At 62.6% G+C, this 18,520-nt stretch carries 13 protein-coding genes and 2 tRNA genes; 13 read left to right on the forward strand and 2 right to left on the reverse strand.

Annotated features, from left to right (window positions below):
• The first annotated feature begins 13 nt into the window (after window positions 1–13).
• A tRNA-Thr gene (locus tag FPL22_RS07300) sits at window positions 14–88 on the forward strand.
• A gap of 33 nt (window positions 89–121) precedes the next feature.
• Window positions 122–195 (forward strand) — tRNA-Gln (locus tag FPL22_RS07305).
• A gap of 65 nt (window positions 196–260) precedes the next feature.
• On the opposite strand, the gene FPL22_RS07310 is transcribed toward FPL22_RS07305, so the two are convergent.
• Window positions 261–539 (reverse strand): hypothetical protein, encoded by a 279-nt coding sequence (locus FPL22_RS07310; RefSeq protein ID WP_144229434.1) that lies wholly within the window; start codon window positions 537–539, stop codon window positions 261–263.
• 91 nt (window positions 540–630) lie between these two features.
• On the opposite strand from FPL22_RS07310, the gene nadC reads away from it, so the two are divergent.
• From nadC to FPL22_RS07365, 11 genes are all read left to right on the forward strand, one after another.
• Window positions 631–1,548 (forward strand): carboxylating nicotinate-nucleotide diphosphorylase, encoded by a 918-nt coding sequence (gene nadC / locus FPL22_RS07315; protein ID WP_144229435.1) that lies wholly within the window; start codon window positions 631–633, stop codon window positions 1,546–1,548.
• Window positions 1,545–2,558 carry a biotin--[acetyl-CoA-carboxylase] ligase gene (locus tag FPL22_RS07320; protein ID WP_144229436.1) on the forward strand — a complete coding sequence of 338 codons (1,014 nt, stop codon included), beginning with the start codon at window positions 1,545–1,547 and terminating at the stop codon, window positions 2,556–2,558. Before nadC ends, FPL22_RS07320 begins: the two co-directional genes overlap by 4 nt.
• Before the next feature lie 77 nt (window positions 2,559–2,635).
• Window positions 2,636–3,415, forward strand: a complete 780-nt coding sequence (locus FPL22_RS07325) for a type III pantothenate kinase (RefSeq protein WP_144229437.1) — start codon at window positions 2,636–2,638, stop codon at window positions 3,413–3,415.
• 50 nt (window positions 3,416–3,465) lie between these two features.
• The gene (locus FPL22_RS07330; RefSeq protein WP_144229438.1) at window positions 3,466–4,461 is read left to right on the forward strand and encodes an ABC transporter ATP-binding protein; all 996 of its coding nucleotides are present in this window, start codon (window positions 3,466–3,468) and stop codon (window positions 4,459–4,461) included.
• 10 nt (window positions 4,462–4,471) lie between these two features.
• Window positions 4,472–5,233, forward strand: coding sequence for an ABC transporter permease (locus tag FPL22_RS07335; protein WP_144229439.1), 762 nt, complete (start codon window positions 4,472–4,474; stop codon window positions 5,231–5,233).
• Window positions 5,234–5,235: 2 nt separating this feature from the next.
• Window positions 5,236–6,717: a GldG family protein gene (locus tag FPL22_RS07340; RefSeq protein WP_144229440.1), complete on the forward strand. Its 1,482-nt coding sequence runs from the start codon at window positions 5,236–5,238 to the stop codon at window positions 6,715–6,717.
• A gap of 52 nt (window positions 6,718–6,769) precedes the next feature.
• Entirely contained in the window at window positions 6,770–8,737 is a 1,968-nt protein-coding gene (locus FPL22_RS07345) for a DUF4340 domain-containing protein (protein WP_144229441.1), read from the forward strand.
• A 12-nt stretch (window positions 8,738–8,749) separates the two neighbouring features.
• Window positions 8,750–11,521: an AsmA-like C-terminal region-containing protein gene (locus FPL22_RS07350; RefSeq protein WP_144229442.1), complete on the forward strand. Its 2,772-nt coding sequence runs from the start codon at window positions 8,750–8,752 to the stop codon at window positions 11,519–11,521.
• 175 nt (window positions 11,522–11,696) lie between these two features.
• Complete coding sequence (locus FPL22_RS07355) at window positions 11,697–15,566, forward strand: response regulator (RefSeq protein WP_162525225.1); 3,870 nt, start codon at window positions 11,697–11,699, stop codon at window positions 15,564–15,566.
• 166 nt (window positions 15,567–15,732) lie between these two features.
• Window positions 15,733–16,164: a Fe-S cluster assembly sulfur transfer protein SufU gene (gene sufU, locus FPL22_RS07360; RefSeq protein ID WP_144229444.1), complete on the forward strand. Its 432-nt coding sequence runs from the start codon at window positions 15,733–15,735 to the stop codon at window positions 16,162–16,164.
• Between the two features lie 39 nt (window positions 16,165–16,203).
• A complete protein-coding gene (locus tag FPL22_RS07365) occupies window positions 16,204–17,439 on the forward strand; it encodes an aminotransferase class V-fold PLP-dependent enzyme (RefSeq protein WP_144229445.1) in 1,236 nt (411 codons plus the stop codon).
• Between the two features lie 28 nt (window positions 17,440–17,467).
• On the opposite strand, the gene FPL22_RS07370 is transcribed toward FPL22_RS07365, so the two are convergent.
• The gene (locus FPL22_RS07370) at window positions 17,468–18,508 is read right to left on the reverse strand and encodes a hypothetical protein (RefSeq protein WP_144229446.1); all 1,041 of its coding nucleotides are present in this window, start codon (window positions 18,506–18,508) and stop codon (window positions 17,468–17,470) included.
• Between the last annotated feature and the right edge of the window lie 12 nt (window positions 18,509–18,520).

Here is an 18,520-nt window from a genome sequence, read left to right on the forward strand (position 1 = left end):
CGGCTTCAGTTTCGCCGGCGTAGCTCAATGGTAGAGCACCTGTTTTGTAAACAGGCGGTTGCGGGTTCGAATCCCATCGCCGGCTCCACTTTCCGTGAGCACAACTCACACACGATTTTACTGCTCGATGGTGTAATGGTAGCACAAGCGACTCTGACTCGCTTAGTCTAGGTTCGATCCCTAGTCGGGCAGCCACTTTTACCCGCAAGACCTTCGTTGGTTTTGCGGGTTTTTTTATGCCCAAAGCCCGCGCTCCGGTATCAGCCCAGTTCGATCACGATAGCCGCCCACTCGGCATCGAGCGTCACCGATTCCAAAGGCATGCGGCGCCCCGCACGCGAATACCAATAACCCGCATTGCCGGGGTCGCCTTCCTTGCGATGCAGGTAGGCATGCACCCAATCGCCTTCGCGGCTCTTGGCCTGTTGGGAAACCTCGTGCGCGCGATCCCAATCACCGTGTGCATCATGCCACAATGCCTGCAACGGCAGGCTCAATTTCACGGGATCCACGAGCACTTTGAGTTCAGCTGGAGTCATGCTTCCCTACCTGCCTGATCCACAGCCGCAGGGCAATCTCCGCAACAGGCCTTGCCTTGACCGCCGGTCCTTGGTCTTTGGTCACTTAACGATGCCCGCGCCCGCCGATACTTTGCTCAAACGCCTCTCTTGGGACGATCTCGACATCGCGGCCCTTCGCAAACTCATCGAACTGGCCCGCGACGAAGATCTCGCCGGCCTCGGCCTGCGCATCAAACCGCGCATCACCGGCGATCGTTCAACCGCCTCGCTCGCGACCGCACCCCGTCAAAGCTCCGCCGATCTCGTCGCCCGTGAACCGCTCGTCGCGTGCGGACTTCCGCTGATCCCGCTGATTCTCTCCGCCTACGGTGGTAACGCCTCCGTGCAACTCCGCGCTCGTGATGGCCGCGCCGTCGCCAAGGGGGATATTCTCGCCACCCTTTCCGGCGATCCGCGCATCCTGCTTTCCGCTGAACGCGTCATCCTCAATTTCCTCCAGCGCCTTTCAGGTATCTCCACCCAAACGCACACCTACGCCGTCGCGCTCGGCGAGGGACGCACGCGCCTCCTCGACACCCGCAAAACCACCCCCGGCTACCGCATGCTGGAAAAATACGCGGTCGCCTGCGGTGGTGGTTGGAATCACCGGCTCGGCCTGTTCGACCGCGTTATGCTGAAGGACAACCACCTCGCCTTGCTTGGCTCGGCCGACGACCTCGCCTCCGCCGTCGCCCGCGCCAAAAAAGCCGCCCCCGATCTCGCCGTCGAAGTCGAGGTGGACGACATCGCCCAGATACAGCCCGTGCTCGCCGCCGGCGCCGATGTCATCCTGCTGGATAACTTCACTCCCGCGCGTATCAAGAAAGCGGTTACACTCATCGCCGGCCGCGCCTTCACCGAGGCGAGCGGCGGCATAACATTGAAAACCCTCCCCCGCTTCGCCGATCTCGGACTCGACTTCATATCGACCGGCGCACTTGTCCACCAGAGCATCTGGGTCGACATCGGTCTCGATTGGCGCCCATGAAGAAAAACACACCCTCCGCCCCGCCCGAGACCGTCATTCTCACCGAGCTCATCGCCGCCGAGCCCGAATTTGTATCCGGCAGCACACTCGCCAAGAAGCTGGGCATCAGCCGTGTCGCCATCTGGCAATACATGGAGAAACTCCGCGAACAGGGCTTCGCCTTCGAAGCCGTCCGTGCCCGCGGCTACCGTCTCACCGCCCGCCCCGCCGGCCTGAGCGCCGCGTTGGTCCAGGCCTACCGTCGCGACCGCGCCGGTGATTTCCCGATGCAACTGCTGGCCGAAATCGACAGCACCAATGACGAGGCCGCCCGCCAGCTCGCCGCGGGCAAGGAGGCTCCGTTTGCCATCATCGCCCAGCGCCAGACCAAGGGCCGCGGACGCTTCGGTCGCGTCTGGCACAGCGAGGACAACGGCAACCTCTACGCGAGCTTCGCATTCCGTCCGCGCTTGGAGCCGGCGCGCATGCAGATGTTCACCCTTTGGATGGGCGCCAACGTCTGCGAACTCGTCGCCAATTTCTGCCGCACTGCGCCGGGCCTGAAGTGGCCCAACGATCTGCTATTCGACGGACGCAAGGCCGGCGGCATGTTGACCGAGGCGCGCATGGACGCCGACCAGATCCGCGATCTCGTCTTCGGCCTCGGTCTCAACGTCAACAGCCCCGCCGGCGGCTGGCCTGCCGACCTTGAGGATCGCGCCGTGTCGCTCGCCGAACACACCCGCCAGCCGCTCGATCTCAATAAATTCACCGCCGCACTCATCGGCCGCGTATTGCAAGCCTACGACCGTTTCGTGGACGGCTCTTACGCAACCACGTTTGCCGATCTGTGGAATCGCTACGATGTGCTGCGCAACCGTCCTGTCGCCGTGCTCACACCGACGCAACGCGTGGCCGGCATCGCGTTGGGAATCGACGACGAAGGCTCATTCATGGTCCGCACCGACAAAGGCCGCACCGAGCGTTTCCGCGCTGGCGAGGTCACGTTGGAAAAACCGGTCAGAAACTAAGCGCGCGGGCCGTTGCGGAGTTCGTGATTCTCAGGTCTGGACTCGCAGCGTCCGACTCTAGACTATCGACTCTCCGCATGCCCCTTCTCTGCATCGACATTGGCAACACCCACACGCACTACGGCGTCGTCAACCCTGACGGCTCCGTCCGCGAACAAGGCGTGGTCGTCACCACGTTTCTCGATGATCCGCAAGAAGGCCTTCCGGCACGGCTCAACGCACTTTTTCGCGCACCGTCACAGATCGAGGGCATAGCGTTCTGCTCCGTGGTCCCCGTCTTGAACCGCCGCCTGCGCGATGTGCTCGCGGCCGCCACGACACTACCGGTTTTTCAGCTCACCCATGAGTGTCAGCTCGGCGTTGCGATCACTTACCCCAAGCCTGCCGAGATCGGTCAGGACCGGCTCGCCAACGCCGCCGCGGCCCACGCACTCGGCGGCAGCCCCGCCATCGTCATCGACTCCGGCACCGCGGTGACTTTCGACATCATCACGCAAAAGGGTGGCTACGAGGGCGGCATCATCGCTCCCGGCCTCGAACTCACGCGGCGTTATCTGCACGAACGCACCGCGCAACTTCCGTTGCTCGACGATTCTCTTGAGATCAAAGGCATGATCGGCAAATCCACGAGCGAAGCCATGCGCATCGGCACGGTCGTGGGATTCCCGGGCCTCATCCAAGCGCTGCTCGACGGCGTGCTCGCCGAACTCACGGGCCGTGGCGAAAAACCGCCTCATATTTTCATCACCGGTGGCAACGCCGCGTTCCTCCAAAGCCGTCTGCGCCAGCCCGTGAGCATGGTGCCCGATCTCACCTTGATCGGCCTCGCCGCCGCCCGTCGTTTAAACACGATATAAACCTTTCGTGTTTATCCGTGTCGGAGCCATATCATCCCGCCTGTAAATCCATGTCAGACGAATCCCCCGCCATCGAAGTCCGCGACCTTGTGAAAATCTACTCCGGCCACACCGCCGTCAGTAAGATCAGTTTCACCGTGGCCCGTGGCGAGATCCTCGGGTTCCTCGGACCCAACGGCGCCGGCAAGTCCACCACGATGCGCATCCTCACCGGTTACCTCCCCGCCACCGCCGGAGAGGTCAACGTGTGCGGGGTTCCGGTCGCTTCGCGTTCCTCCGAGATCAAAAAACTCATCGGCTACATGCCGGAGAACAACCCGCTGCCCGAGGACATGCGCGTCTCCGAATATCTGCACTACCGCGGACGCCTCAAAGAGATCCCCCGCCGCAAGCTCGGCCCGCGCATCGACGAGGTCCTTGAGCTGTGCGATCTCACCCGCGTCCGCCACCGCATCATCGGTAAACTCTCCAAGGGTTTCCGCCAGCGTGTCGGCATCGCCGAGGCAATTCTCGCCGAACCTCCGGTCATCATCATGGACGAGCCGACCATCGGCCTCGATCCGCACCAGATTCTGATTGTCCGCGATCTCATCGCCAGCCTGCGCGGTCGCATGACGGTCATCATTTCCTCGCACATTCTCCCCGAGATCGAGATGACCTGCGACCGCGTGCTCATCATTAATCAAGGCCGCGTCGTTGCCGCCGGCAAACCTTCGGACCTGCGCCGCGAGGTGTTCGGCCAGGCACGCTACATCCTCGAAATCGCCGGCGACATTACGCTCCTGCCCGCCGCGCTGACTTCCGTCGAGCCCACGCTCAGCATCAACGAATCCGGCGAGCCCGACGCCGCCGGATTCCGCAAACTCACCCTCACCACCGACCGCGCCGACGACATCGGCGAACCGTTGCTCCACGCCCTCGCCACCGACAGTCGCTTCCGCGTCCGCTCGCTCGGCCGGTCCCAACCGTCCCTGGAAGACGTCTTCCTCGCCGCCACCAAACGCGGCTGGGAAACCGTCGACGCGCCCGTCACCCCGTCGAAATGAACGCCCCCGCATGAAACATTTCACCACCATTCTCAGTCACGAAATCCGCATGTTGCTGGTCAGCGCCAGCACCTACATCGCGGCCGTGCTCTTCCTCGCCTTCATGGGCTTCATCTTCTCCGGCGTGCTGGAAAGCTACAGCTCGTCCGCGCAGGAAACCTCGCCGGCCTCCGTGTTTTTCCAGCTCTTCTGGCTGCCCGTGTGGTTCATGGTGCCGCTGCTCACCATGAAGTGCCTCGCGGAAGAACGCCGCCTCGGCACCCTCGAAACCCTGCTCACCGCGCCCGTTTCCACCACCGAAGTCGTGCTCGGGAAATACTTCGCCGCTTACTTCCTCTACATGTTGCTCTGGGGCTCGACCGGCGGATTTTTCTACATCCTGCACCGGTTTGCCGGCGACTCGCGCTTCATCGATATGGGGCCGCTGCTCGGCGGTTATTTGTTCATCGCCGTGTCCGGCCTGCTCTATGTCGCGCTCGGTGTGTTCGCCAGCTCGCTCACCCGCAATCAAGCCGTCGCCGGCATTTTTGCCTTCGTGATGCTCTTCGCGATCACCATCGGCCTGCGCTTCGTCAGCACGATGGAAGTTTTCAATCTCGAATCGATGTCCGGCATCCGCGCCGCGATCGATTACTCGATGGTCTTCCGCCATCTGGATGACTTCACCCGCGGCGTCGTCGATACGCGCCAGCTCCTCTTCTATGTGAGCGGCACCGTGCTCGCCCTCATCTTCAGCATCCTCGGCGTCGAGGCCAAACTCATCCATAGCTGATCATGGCCAAGATTCCTACTTTCCGTTCCGTCCGCTGGGTCCGCACCCTCAACCTCCTCGCGCAGGCCGTTCTCTTTGTAACGCTTTTCGCCGGCCTCAACTACCTCGCGGTCAATTACGCATGGCGCTTCGATCTCACCGAGAATCGCAGCCACTCGCTTTCGCCCGAGACGACCGCCTACCTGAAGAACCTCAGCCAGCCGGTCCGCATCATCGTCACGCTCACCGAAACCAGTGACAACGCCGACGTCACCCAGGCTTATCGCGATGTGAGCGGCCTGCTCCGCGAATACGTTTACACCACCGCCGGCAACGAGCGCGGTAAAATCTCAGTCGAGTTCCTCGATGTGTATCAACGCCGTCGTGACGCCGAAGCGCTCGGCATCGAGCAGCCCAACACCATCGTCGTGCTCGTCGGCAACAAACCACGCATCATCCAGCTCGATGAACTCTACCAGGTGGAAAACAACGAGAAGAAAGCCTTCCGCGGAGAACAGATTTTCACCTCCGCCATCCTCGAGCTTTCCAGTCCGACCCAGAAAAAAATCTACTTCCTCACCGGCCACGGCGAGATGTCCCTCGACGATGTCAGCGCCGAGCGCGGCCTCTCCGGCCTCGAAGCCGAGTTGAAGGCACGCAACTTTGCCGTCGAACCGATCGACCTCGCCCAGTCCCGCAAAATCCCCGACGACGCCGCTGTCATCGTCATCGCCGGACCCCAAGGCCGGTTCGATGCGATCGAGGAAGAGCTCCTGCGCCAGTATCTCTCCAACCGCGCCGGCCGTGTGCTCGCGCTGCTCGCTCCCGGCTACCCCACGGGTCTCGACAACCTGTTGTTCGACTGGGGCGTGCTCGTGGACGACGTGTTGATTTATGATCGCAGCGCCTCCGGCCAGACCGAAACCGGCGACCTCATTCTCCCCGCCCTCGACGAAAAACACGCACTCACCCGCTCGCTCCTGAGTTACAAGATCCCGCTGCGCTTCGGCCTCTCGCGCTCCGTGCGTCCCGATCCGGGTCGCACGCTCGACCCCAACCTCGTGGTCACTCCGCTCGTCGCCACCACCGAACAAGCCTGGGGTGAACGCAACTACCGCGAGCGCGTCACGCCTTCCTATGATGTGGGCGTGGACCTGCCGGGTCGCGTCATCGTCGTGACCGCCTCCGAACGCCTGCCTTCCCGGAAGATCCTTAACACGCCCGATTTCAGCGTTCCCAGCGGCCGCCTCGTCGCCTACGGCAGTGCCGACTGGATCGCCAACGGTCGTCTCGGCGTCATCGGCAATCTCTCGTTTTTTCTCTCCGCCGTAAACTGGGCGACCGACCGCGACATCGACTTCAAAGTCCCCGCGCGCCCCATCGCCAAGTTCCAGCTCTCGCTCAGCGAGGAGCAACTCCAGCGTCTCCGCTACAGCCTGATCTTCGCCCTCCCCGGCCTCGCCGCCGTCATCGGGCTCATCGTTTATTGGACACGCCGCAACTAACGTCGCCCACCCGCTCCGGCTTTAAACTCAATCTCCTGACTTCCCCTTCGTAATGCGCACCAAAGTCACGCTCATCCTGATTCTCCTGAATGTCGCGCTGCTGGCCGTCATCATCTACTCGCGCCGCGAATGGAAACACCAGCAAGACCTCGCCCGCATCAGCAAACGCGTGCTCGGCGACGAGGCCATCGGCATGAAGTCCCTCGAGATCACCGCTTCGGGCAGCACGGGGAAAATCCGCCTTGAACGCGCCGACGAAAACGCCTCGTGGAACCTCAAGTCGCCGATCGACTGGCCCGCCAATGAACACGCCATCCGTCGCATCGTCCATGAACTCGAATTCCTGGAACCCATAAACAGTTTCGACGTGGACGGTCTGGCCAAGAACGGCCAATCGCTCGCCGATTATGGTCTGAAGCCACCGAAACTTACCCTCGATTTCACCCGCCCGTCCCGCACCCCCGGCGGCCCCGACATCGCGACCCGTCTGGAGATCGGCGATACCACCAAGGTCGGCGGCGAACGCCTCTACGTTCTTTCGCCCGACGGCAAAACCGTGCACGTCGTCAACCGCAGTCTCGCCCAAAGCCTCATCGTCGGCATGGACGAACTTCGCACCGACACGCTCTTCACTATTCCCGTGTTCGAAGTGCGTTCCCTCGGTCTGCAAAACGCCGCTCCCGCCCCCCGTGTCCGCCTTCGCCGCGACGGCGCCCGCTGGTCCTTTGAAGCCCCCATCGTCACCCGCGCCTCCAAGTCCGATGCCGAGGTTGTCATCAGCGGACTCAATCGTCTGCGCGCACTCGACTTTATCAACGACGTTCCCACGGCCGACACCGGCCTCGACAAGCCGTCCCTCCGCGTGACCCTCGAGGGCAACAGTCGTCGCGAAACCCTTCTCCTCGGTCTGCCGTATCCGGAGTCGCCCGCGTTCAAAAAAGAAACGCTCGTCCCCACCACCGCTTACTACGCCCGCATGGAGGAACGTTCGCAGGTATTCGTTACTTCGATACCCGATGGTTTGCTGACCACCCTCCGTCGCGCCCAGGAAAAACTCCGCGACACCCGCGTGCTCGATTTTGAACCGACGTCCGTCTCCGCCATTTCCCTCATCGCCGCCGGCCAGACCGAACCCCTCGTGTTGCGTCGCGATGATGCCGCGGCCGATGTCTGGCGGATCGTGCGCCCCGGTGGAGCACCCGCCCTCCCCGCCGACGCCAAATTCGTGGGCAATCTCCTCCAGCGTCTCTCCCTCCTCACCGCCACTCCGCACAACTCAAAGGATTCCGCCTTCCTCCGTGACGCGCCTTCCGATGCCGAGGTGGAAAACTACGGGTTCAACCTGCCGCAGCGCGAAATCACCCTCACCCTCGCCGCCGGAAAAACCATTACGCTCCAGATCGGCGTGAGCGGTGCCAATGGCGGCACCGTGCAGGCCCGCGTGCGCGGCCAGCCGTTCATCTACGCCGTCCCCGCCGATACGCTCAACGAGCTGCCGGTCGCCGCCAATGTTTACCGCGAACGCACTTTACGCGCCCTCCCCGAGGGCACCCGCATCACAAGCCTCACCCTCACCGCCAACGATGCCGCGGACAAACCGCTCGTGTCACTCAAGCCCGCCGACAATCAATCCTGGGACGAGGCGCTCGCCACGGAAACCGAACCCCGTCGCGAAGCGTTGAAAACCGTGCTCGCCAGCATGGCCACGCTCCGCGCCAAGGAATTCGTAAACGACGTGTTCACCGAGACCACGCTCGTTGACGGCAGGCCCACGCCGTGGAAATACACGCTTGCGGTGACCTTTACCTCCGGCACCGGCGCCACCCAGACAGGCACCACCACATTGCAGGTGGCCGAACGCTCCGGCGGTGGCGCCCAGCTCGCCGGATCCAAGGAATTCAACACCGTCTTCGTCATCGAGCAGTCGATGCTGGATGCCCTTTGGACGCTCACCTATGGCGCACGCGATCCCGGCCCTCCCGCCGCCGTCGTGCCCGCAACACGCGCCGCGGCTCCCTGAGTCGCTTCCTGAATGAGGAGGCTCCGACAGGCATGGAAGGTCTGCGGCTGGTGCACACGTCATGGTTTCCGCGCGTCCCTATGGACAACCTGGCTGCTGCTGCTGGCCGCACTCGCCGGACAGATTCACTTGCTTTCGTCGCGGCGCGTGCCGGTGCCGGATCCACTGCACCAAATCGCCCTACGCCAACTCGCTGTTCACGGCGTGCACTTCGATTACGATCGGGCGCTCATGGATTTCTACGGCCATGTGATTTTAGAAAACGTCCGCATTGGCTCGATCAAAACACCGGCCACGCCATTGATCACGGCCCGATCGGTTTACGTGCATATCGATCCGTGGCTCGCACTGGCCGGACGAATCGAAATCGAAGAGATCCGTGTCGGCGGTCTTGATCTTCACCTGCCGCCGTCACTTTCGCCGTCAGGCATCGACGAAGTGCCCGTGAGCAACATCGATCTGGGCATTCGCCCCCGTGGCCGCCGCATGGAGTTGTCCTACTTCACTGGATACATCGGTCGCCTTCCCGTGCAGGTCTCCGGGCTGTTCGACATACCCGAGCAACAATCCGGCGACACCACTCCCGATCCCACCATTGAAAGCATCACGCGGGCGTGGGTGGGCGTCGCCCGTCATGCCGCCACCGCGCAGGCGTGGCTGGCCCCGGTGGAGGCACCTCGCCTTCACATCCGCCTGGATGAGACCAGTGCAGCGATCAGCATTCACGCCGACTCCATCGACGTCGGCGCGTTTCCTTCCAGCCGGTTCGCCGGAAAGCTGACTGACATTGAAGTCCGCACCACGCTGCCCATTGCGTCCCTGCTCACGTCGTCGCTTGTGCTTCAAGGGTCGATCGGCGAACTCGCACTGGACCGGCAGATCACCGCCGGCGGCCTCATCTTCCAATTAAACACCGCTGCCGGTTTCGATCCGCGCAGTCTTGAGCTGCAGCTCGGCTCGTTGCGCTGGAAAAACATCGAAGTCGGTCCGCTGGCCATCACCGCCGCGCAACCCACTTCAGGGTTCATCACTACCGACACGTCTTTCACCCTCGCGGGTGCCGCCTGGAGGCTTCAGGCCAGCGCAACTCCGGCCAACGGCACCGCCCAGGTCAGTCTGAATGGATTTATCGGTGACGACACGCTCGCCTTCGCCGGCGGCCTCATCGACCGCGACCTCTCCTCGTTACTCGACCCCGATCAACCCGCGCCGGTTTACGCCACGGCCTCCTTCGGCCCCGGCTGGAAACTCACGCATGCATCCGGCCGGCTGCACAGCGGCTTCGTGCTCGTGGGCGGAGTGCCGCTGGATGAGACCGGCACCGAGTTCACTTACGATGGCGCCTATGTCGTTTGCGACAACCTCGTGCTTCGCCTCGGCAACAGCCTCGCCCACGGTAGCTACGAAATGGATACGAAGACGATGGACTTCCGTTTCCTGCTCACGGGCAGTCTTCGGCCGGATGGCATTTCACCGTGGTTTCATGCCTGGTGGACTAATTTTTGGCGCACGTTCGATTTCAGCCGCGGCCTGCCAGTCGCCGATGTCGATGTGCGCGGTCGCTGGGGTGACCTGACCGCCACGCAAGTATTCGTGCAGGCCGACGGTCCGGACATCGGACTCAAGGGCGTGGATTTCGATCGCGTGCGCACGCGCCTTTTCCTGAGACCGCACTGGTTCGACATCCGCTACTTCGAAGTCAATCGCGCCGGCAACGAAGCCAGCGGCTGGCTCAGCCGGTCCCTCGATCTTCAGAAGGACACCTGGACTTACATGGAATTCGACGTCGATTCCGGTCTGCCGCTGGAAACGATTTCCCGTCTGTTTCCCGACGAGTCCGCTGAACTCCTCGCACCCTATAAATTCAGCCAGCCTCCGAGCCTCCGTTTGAGCGGCCGGGTCGACAGCGACGCATCTCCTTCCGGCAAGCAGGAGCATATCGACATCGGCCTGACGTCGACCGGCGCGATGACTTATCACGACTTCCCCCTATCGGACCTGGAAGTGCAGGCGCGCCTGCGTGACGACCGGATCGAGCTGCCCGCCCTGGCCGTGAATTTTGCCGGAGGCCATGCAACCGGCCAGGCGCGGCTCTGGGGCGAACCCGATAAGCGCAGACTGGCCTTCGACATCAGCCTCGCCAAAGCCAACCTCGGCTCCGTCACCCAGGCCCTCACCTTGCTGCAACCTGCGCCCGTCGCCCCCGTCGCTCCACTTACGGCAAAGGCCGCCGAGGCCGCCCGCATCCGCCAGGAACGCCTGGATCGCGGCAGCCTCGATTTCAATCTCGCAGCCGAAGGCTTGTATTCGGATTTCTATACCTACAAGGGCGGCGGCCGAGCCAGAATCACCGGCGCCGAGCTCGCGCAGCTCAACCTGTTTGGACCGCTCTCCGAGGCGTTGCACGGGACCTTTTTTAATCTGGGTAGTTTTTCTCTCAATACAGTCGACGCGCCCTTCACCCTAGACGGCGAACAAGTGCACTTCGACAACCTGCGCGTGACCGGTCCCAGCGCGCTGCTTCAAGCCAAGGGCGATTACCATCTGCGCGACAGCCGGCTCGCCTTTAACGCCAAAATCCACCCCTTCGATGAAAACCCCTCAATGGTCGGCACCGCCGTGGATTTCGTGCTCACGCCTTTCTCCAAGGTCTTTGAAGTGAAGCTCCAAGGCACCTTGGCGAAACCCTCCTGGATCTTTGCCTACGGCCCGAGCCGCTGGATTAATACCATCACCGGCGGTGAGAAAACCGCCGCCCCCGCGCCGGTCAGCAAAGGTCCCTGAGCGAGTTGCATGACACCTGCATCGGGAGGTAAAAGCCCATGCATCCCTATCACCAATAAAGTCCTGCAAGAGACTAGCGTTGTTAGCCATAAAATCGGTTGCGCAAACAACCCGCCGCATACTAGGGTGAAACACCCAGATGCTACACCCGCAAAAAAATCCACGTAAGTCATGGATGCGACGTGCTGTCATCGGCTTGGCGAGCATTACGAGTCTTTTAGCGTTATGTATCCTTTTTCTCGGAATTGATCCGCTGGGCCACGGTGAGGTTCAAAACGTCGAAACGATCCCCGCTGTCCTCGGTTTTGGAATTTTCGCCGCCATCCTGATCGCACTGGAGCTCGGTCATCGCAAAGCCGCCTGGCTCGCCCTTGGTCCCGCGTTCATCGGACTGATTTCGCTGTTCGAACATTGGTTTGGACTGAGTCACGAACTCGAATCTCGCATCACCGCTTTCATTACCGCGGAGCCCGTGCGCATCCCGGGACCGATGCCGATGATCGCCGCAATCTCGCTGTTGATCGTGGGCGTCCTGCTGCCCTGGCTCGTCCTAAGATACGGAGAGAAGCGTCGCCTGCTATCCATCGCCTTGGGCGGTTCACTGCTCGGCGCCGTCGGCATGACCAGTCTCGCTGGTTATGCACTCAACATGCCCCTCGCCTACCGTTGGGGCTCATCGACCAGCCTCCCGCCGTCTGTCGCCGCCATCATGCTCCTGACCGGCGGAGCCCTGCTGGCGCTTGCCTGGGCCGAACACGGCTTACGTCACAACACCACACCCGTGTGGCTGCCCGTTCCCGTCGTCGTCGCGTGCGGCACGTTCACGATTCTTTTTTGGGCTGGTCTGCGCGAACGTGAAACCGCCTACCTCGGCACCAATGCCCAGATCGCGATCAACAACTTCGCGAGTAACATCAACCTTGAGTTCGAACGCCAGGCCGCCGCTCTTGAACGCATCGCCCGCCGTTGGAACTCCGACAGCACGCCCGCCGTCTGGGAATCCGATGCGGTGCCTTGGTTGATCGATGCCCCCGGCGCCCACTCACTCGCCCGTATCGCGACCAATGGCCAGACGTCCTGGTATTATCCGCATGCCGGCAACGAAGGCCTGATTTCCTTCAACCAGTTCAGCGAAGCCGAGCGCCGCTCGACCATCGAAGCCATCGGCAACACCGGCACGCCCCTGGCCACCAGCACCATCGAGATCGCCGGTCGCGGTCCGGGTTTTGTCATCTACGCTCCCATTTATCGATCCAGTGTTCTGGTCGGTTACATCAGCGCCGAGTTCACCTACCAGCGCTTCCTCGAGGTCCTTGATCAACGCCTTAAACTCAGCCCCAACCACCGTTGCGCCGTCTATCTCGGCTCGGATCCGATCTATACTTCGGTCAAGCCCGGCCCGCCTTCCCGCGATAATCCCCGCGCCCTCGAATCCGTCTTCACGCTCCAGAACCGCCGCATGCGGATCATCATGGAGCCCACCGAGGAATACCTGACCAACAACCGCCGTTTCCTCCCCGAAATCTCCCTCGCCGCCGGTATCGGCATCACGCTGCTGCTCGGCCTCAGCATCCATCTAGCCCGCGCCGCCCGCGCCAGTCTCGGCGCCATCGAAACGACCAACCGGTTGCTCCTCGATGAAAACGAAGAGCGCCGGCGCATCGAAGAGATGCTCAAGGTCTCCGACGAACGTCTCCGTCTCGCCCTCGACGCGACCGTGATCGGTATCTTCGAATGGGACTGCGTCGCCAACAGCCTCCACTACAGCACCGGCCTCTGGGCCATGCTCGGCCTGCCTCCGGGCAACGAGGCCTCCACGCCCGAAGCCTGGCAGACGCTCATCCATCCCGATGACTTGGCCGCCTACCAGGCGTCGATGCACACGCAGCTCAGCGGCGCCCAGTCGTTCATCGATCCCGAATACCGCGTGCGCACCGTCGCCGGCGAATGGCGCTGGCTATATATGCGCTCCAAGACCGTCGGCTACTCCGACAGCGGCGCCACCATCCGCATCGTCGGCACGTTGCAGGACGTCACCGCCCGCCGTGAGGCCGAGCAGGCGTTGCTCTCCAGCCAGTCCGCCGCGCGCAAACTCTCCCTCGTGGCCAGCCGCACGGACAATCTCGTGCTCATCGCCACCCCCGGCGGCACGATCGAATGGGTCAACGAATCCTTCGAGCGCGTCATGGAATATTCGATACACGAGGTCGTGGGCCGCAACCCCACCACCTTCATGATCGGCCCCGAGACGAACCCGAGCACCATCCGCCGTATCAAAGCCGCACTCGCCCAAGGCGAAGGCATCTCGACCGACATCGTCAACTACTCGAAGTCCGGTCGAAAATATCACCTGCACCTCGAAATCCAGCCCGTCCGCAACGAGCGCGGCGTCCTGGAAAACTTCATCGCCATCGAGGCCGACATCACTGCACGCGTTGAAACCGAAAACGCCCTCCGCCGCGCCAAGGCCGAGGCCGACACCGCATCCCGCGCCAAGAGCGAATTCCTCGCCTCCATGTCGCACGAAATCCGCACGCCCATGAACGGCGTCATCGGCATGACGAGCCTCCTGCTGGAAACCCCGCTCAACCACGAGCAGCGCGATTCGGTGAACACCATCCGCACCAGCGGCGAGGCGCTCCTCACCATCATCAACGACCTGCTCGACTTCTCCAAGATCGAGTCCGGCAAACTCGAGCTCGAGCATCAGCCCTTCGAACTCGCCAACTGCATCGAGGAAACCCTCGACCTCTTCGCCGGCCAGGCGGCCTCCCGCCAGATCGAGGTTGCCCACCACATCGATTCCGATGTGCCGCCGGTCGTCCTCGGCGACGTCAACCGCCTCCGCCAGGTCCTCTCCAACCTCGTCAACAACGCCATCAAGTTCACCCCGCGCGGCACCGTTACGCTCACGGTCTCGCTCGCCGGCAAAGACGAGGCCTCTCAACCCCTGCGCATCGGCCACACGCTGCTCTCCATCGCCATTCACGACAGCGGCATCGGCATTCCCCACGAGCGTCTCGACCGTCTCTTCAAGCCGTTCTCCCAGGTCGATTCGTCCACCACCCGCAAATACGGCGGCACCGGCCTCGGTCTCGTCATCTGCCATCGTCTCTGCGGCCTCATGGGCGGTGACATCCGCGTGAACAGCGACACCAACCAGGGCTCCACGTTCACGTTCACCGTGCAGGTCGAAGCCGCCGGCTCCTCCCCCATTCACGCACCACGCATTCCCGCGGCACTCCATCTGGGGCCCGTTCTCTGCGTCGACGACAACCCCGTCAACCTCCGCCGTCTCGCCACGTTCTTCCAATCCGTCGGCGTATCCGTGCTCCCCGCCGCCAGCACCAGCATCGCCGCGGGCATTCTCGCCACGACACGTCCGACGGCCGCCGTCATCGACCTTGATTTACCCGAGACTCCCGGTGATTCGCCGCTGCATGAGGTGCTCGTTCGTTCCGACATCCCAATCATCGGACAACTCTCCACCGGCATCGCCGCGGCGCCTTCGTGGACCGAGAAAGCCCGTTTCGCCGCCGTCCCGCGCCCGCTGCGCACACTCGCCCTCGTGCGCGCCTTGCATGCCTTGTTCCCGTCCGACACGCCCATCACCGCGACCACCACGATCCGCGAGCACGTTGATCTCGCCACGCGCATTCCGCTCAACGTGCTCCTCGTCGAGGACAACCCCGTCAACCAGAAGGTCGCCCTTCGCTTCCTCGAACGCCTCGGTTACCGCGCCGATGCCGTCGCCAATGGCATCGAGGCGATTAACGCCATCGGCTCCCACCACTATCAGCTCGTGTTCATGGATCTCCAGATGCCCGAAATGGACGGCTTCGAGGCCACCCGTCACATCCGACTGAACCTGCCCGAGCACCGCCAGCCCTGCATTATCGCGCTCACTGCGAACGCGCTGAAGAGCGACCGCGACCTGTGTCTTGCCGCCGGCATGAACGACTTCATCACGAAGCCCATCAAGCTGGCCGACATCACCGAGACCATCCGCCGCCACTTCGGCGCCACCCAGTCCGCCGAAGTCTGAGCCCCCGCCCCCGCTAATCCTGCCGCGGGCCTCATCAGCCGACACTGCCAGCGCCGTCACCAAGCCGGTTTGTAACTTAATAAGTTACAAACTCCGGCTGCGTAAGTCCTCGGGGCAGTTTGCGCTTCATTCATTCCTGGGCATTCGTCATTGCTCACTCTTTCCCATGTCCGATCTCACCGATCTCTATCAGGCGGTCATCCTCGATCACAACAAGCGCCCGCGCAATCGCGGCAAGCCGCCGACCGCCAACCGCGTCGCCACCGGTGACAATCCCAGCTGCGGCGACAACTGCACCGTTTACCTGCACCTCACCGACGACGGCCGCATCGACGCCATCGGTTTCGAAGGTTCCGGTTGCGCCATTTCGCAGGCCAGCACGTCGCTCATGACCACCCAGGTCAAAGGCAAGAACGCCGCCGAAGCCGAGACGCTTTTCAACGAGTTCAAACACATCGTCACCAGCGGAGAGTCCCCCGAAGAGCTGAGCGACCTCGCCGCTTTCGCCGGCGTCCACGCCTTCCCAGCCCGCATCAAGTGCGCCACCCTCGGCTGGCACGCCGCTCTCGAAGCCATCAAACAGCCGCCCTCCGCCTAACTCCGTCCTCTGTAGTCCGTCCTTCGTTTTCCGTCCTCCATGTCTTTGTCTCCGAATCTCCGCATCGATTTCCCCGCCCTTGACCAGCACGTCGGCGGCAAGCCGCTCGTCTATCTCGACAACGGAGCCACCACGCAAAAGCCGCGCTCCGTCATCGATGCGGTCGCCCGCTTCTACGAACGCGACAACTCCAACGTCCACCGCGGCCTCCACGCGCTCTCCATGCGCGCCACCGATGGCTACGAAGCCGCCCGCGCCCGCGCCGCCCAGTTCATTAACGCCGCCGATCCCGCCGAAATCATTTTCACGCGCGGCACGACCGAGTCCGTCAACCTCGTCGCCTCCTCGTGGGGCAACACCAACCTCAAGCCCGGTGACGTCATCCTCACCACCGAGATGGAGCACCACTCCAACTTAGTCCCGTGGCAGCAGCTCGCCGCCCGCACCGGTGCCACGCTCAAATACGTGCCCGTCGCCGGTGCCGACGCCGAACACGGCCTCGACCTCGATGCCCTCGACAAGCTCCTCACTCCACAGGTGAAGCTCTTCGCGTTCACCCATCTCTCCAACACCCTCGGCGTCCTCAACGAAGCCACCGCGCTCTGCGCCAAGGCCCGCGCCGTCGGCGCCCTCACGCTCATCGATGCCGCGCAGTCCATCGGACACGAGCCCATCGACGTCCAGGCCATCGGTTGCGATTTCATGGCTTTCAGCGGCCACAAGATGGCCGGCCCCACCGGCATCGGCGTGCTCTACGGCAAAAAAGCCCTGCTCAACGCCATGCCTCCCTACCAGACCGGTGGCGGCATCGTCGTCAACGTGACCTACGAGGGCGCCACGTGGAAACCCTCTCCCGAGCGCTTCGAAGCCGGCACGCCCAACGTCGCCGACGCCATCGGCCTGCACGCCGCATTTGATTATCTGGACGCCCTCGGCCGCCCCGCCATCGCCGCGCACGATTATCACCTCGGCGAACTCGCCTGCACCGCCTTGGCCGAACTGCCCGGCATCCGTATCCTCGGACCCAAGTCCGGCCAGAAACGCGGCGGCCTCGTCAGTTTTGCCTTCGCCGAAGCCCACGCCCACGACGTAGTCACCTTTGCCGACCAGGACGGCGTCGCCCTCCGCGGCGGCCATCACTGCAACCAGCCACTCATGCGCAAACTCGGCCTCGCCTCCACGACCCGCGCCAGTTTCTACGTCTACAACACCGAGGCGGAAATCGAGATCCTCGTGAAATCGATGCGCCGCATCCTGAAGTTCTTCGCGGGCTGATTATGCCGCGCAGCCGGGCGTAAAAACCTTACGTCTGGCGCGCGCGCGTGCGTCGCATCCAGACGATCAAGCCCGCGCCGAACACCACGGCGGAGAAGGCAAACGTCGAGGGTTCAGGAATAGCCAGCACGCTAAACCCAAGGTCATCCAGCATGGCCACGTCGAGATCGGTGAGATAGCGACGCGTCCCGGCCGCAATCGAAGGATTCATCACCGAGACTTGGGATTGTGAGTCCATGAACACTTCACTGAAGACGCCACTGGCCACATGGTCCTGGCCGGCGCTCAACAGGCCCGAACCTGATCCGTTATTGGCCGCGACACCGTTGGCGCCGGTCCAAGTGGTTCCGGTGTGATTTTCGTTCCAAGTCACGCCGCTTCCAAAACCCAGTGAATGCAGTATCTCGTGCAACGCCACGGAGTAAAAATCAAACAGTCCCTCACCCACGCCTATGGTATGATCAAATTGCCAGTTCGTGGTGTTGTCGAAAGCCAGCGAGCCGGCCAGCAATCCAAACTGAAGTGAATACGCCTGATTGGAGGCACCTAACGTCGCGTTTCCAGCAATAACGCCGATCACCGGACCCGCGCCTCTTGTCATGACTGCATTCGATGCGGTCTGCATCTGGGAGATGGCCCCGGCCCATTCGCCGTCGGAACCTGCGCCTCCCAAAGCCAAGCCTGCGCCGGCTGCGCCGCCCAAACCCAGCGTGCCACCTCCAATGCTTCGCGATCCAACAAAGATGCGGTATTCGTTGGCCGCCGCACTGAAGTTATTGAGCTGAATAGCTCCACCCGACGTGGGGTTGGTAAAGTTAACCGACCAGTCTGCCGTGGCGGTAGTCCCGCCATTCACGCCTGAAAAGCTCAACGTGGACGGGGTCAACGCCCCGAGGGAAGACGTGATTACCGCGCTCACATCGGAGGCCGCTTGATTCAGCGCAGCCGAGGCGCCGGCATTTGAGCCGAAAAAATTGTCCGTGTCATACGTGTAATCCACCACGATCGTCAGCGCCGAGGCGCTTTGCAGGGCGGTTATAGCGAGCAGTCCGAGAAGAACACGTTTCATGGAAACGTGGTT

It is taken from the genome of Rariglobus hedericola (genome assembly GCF_007559335.1).
Lineage (GTDB): Bacteria > Verrucomicrobiota > Verrucomicrobiia > Opitutales > Opitutaceae > Rariglobus > Rariglobus hedericola.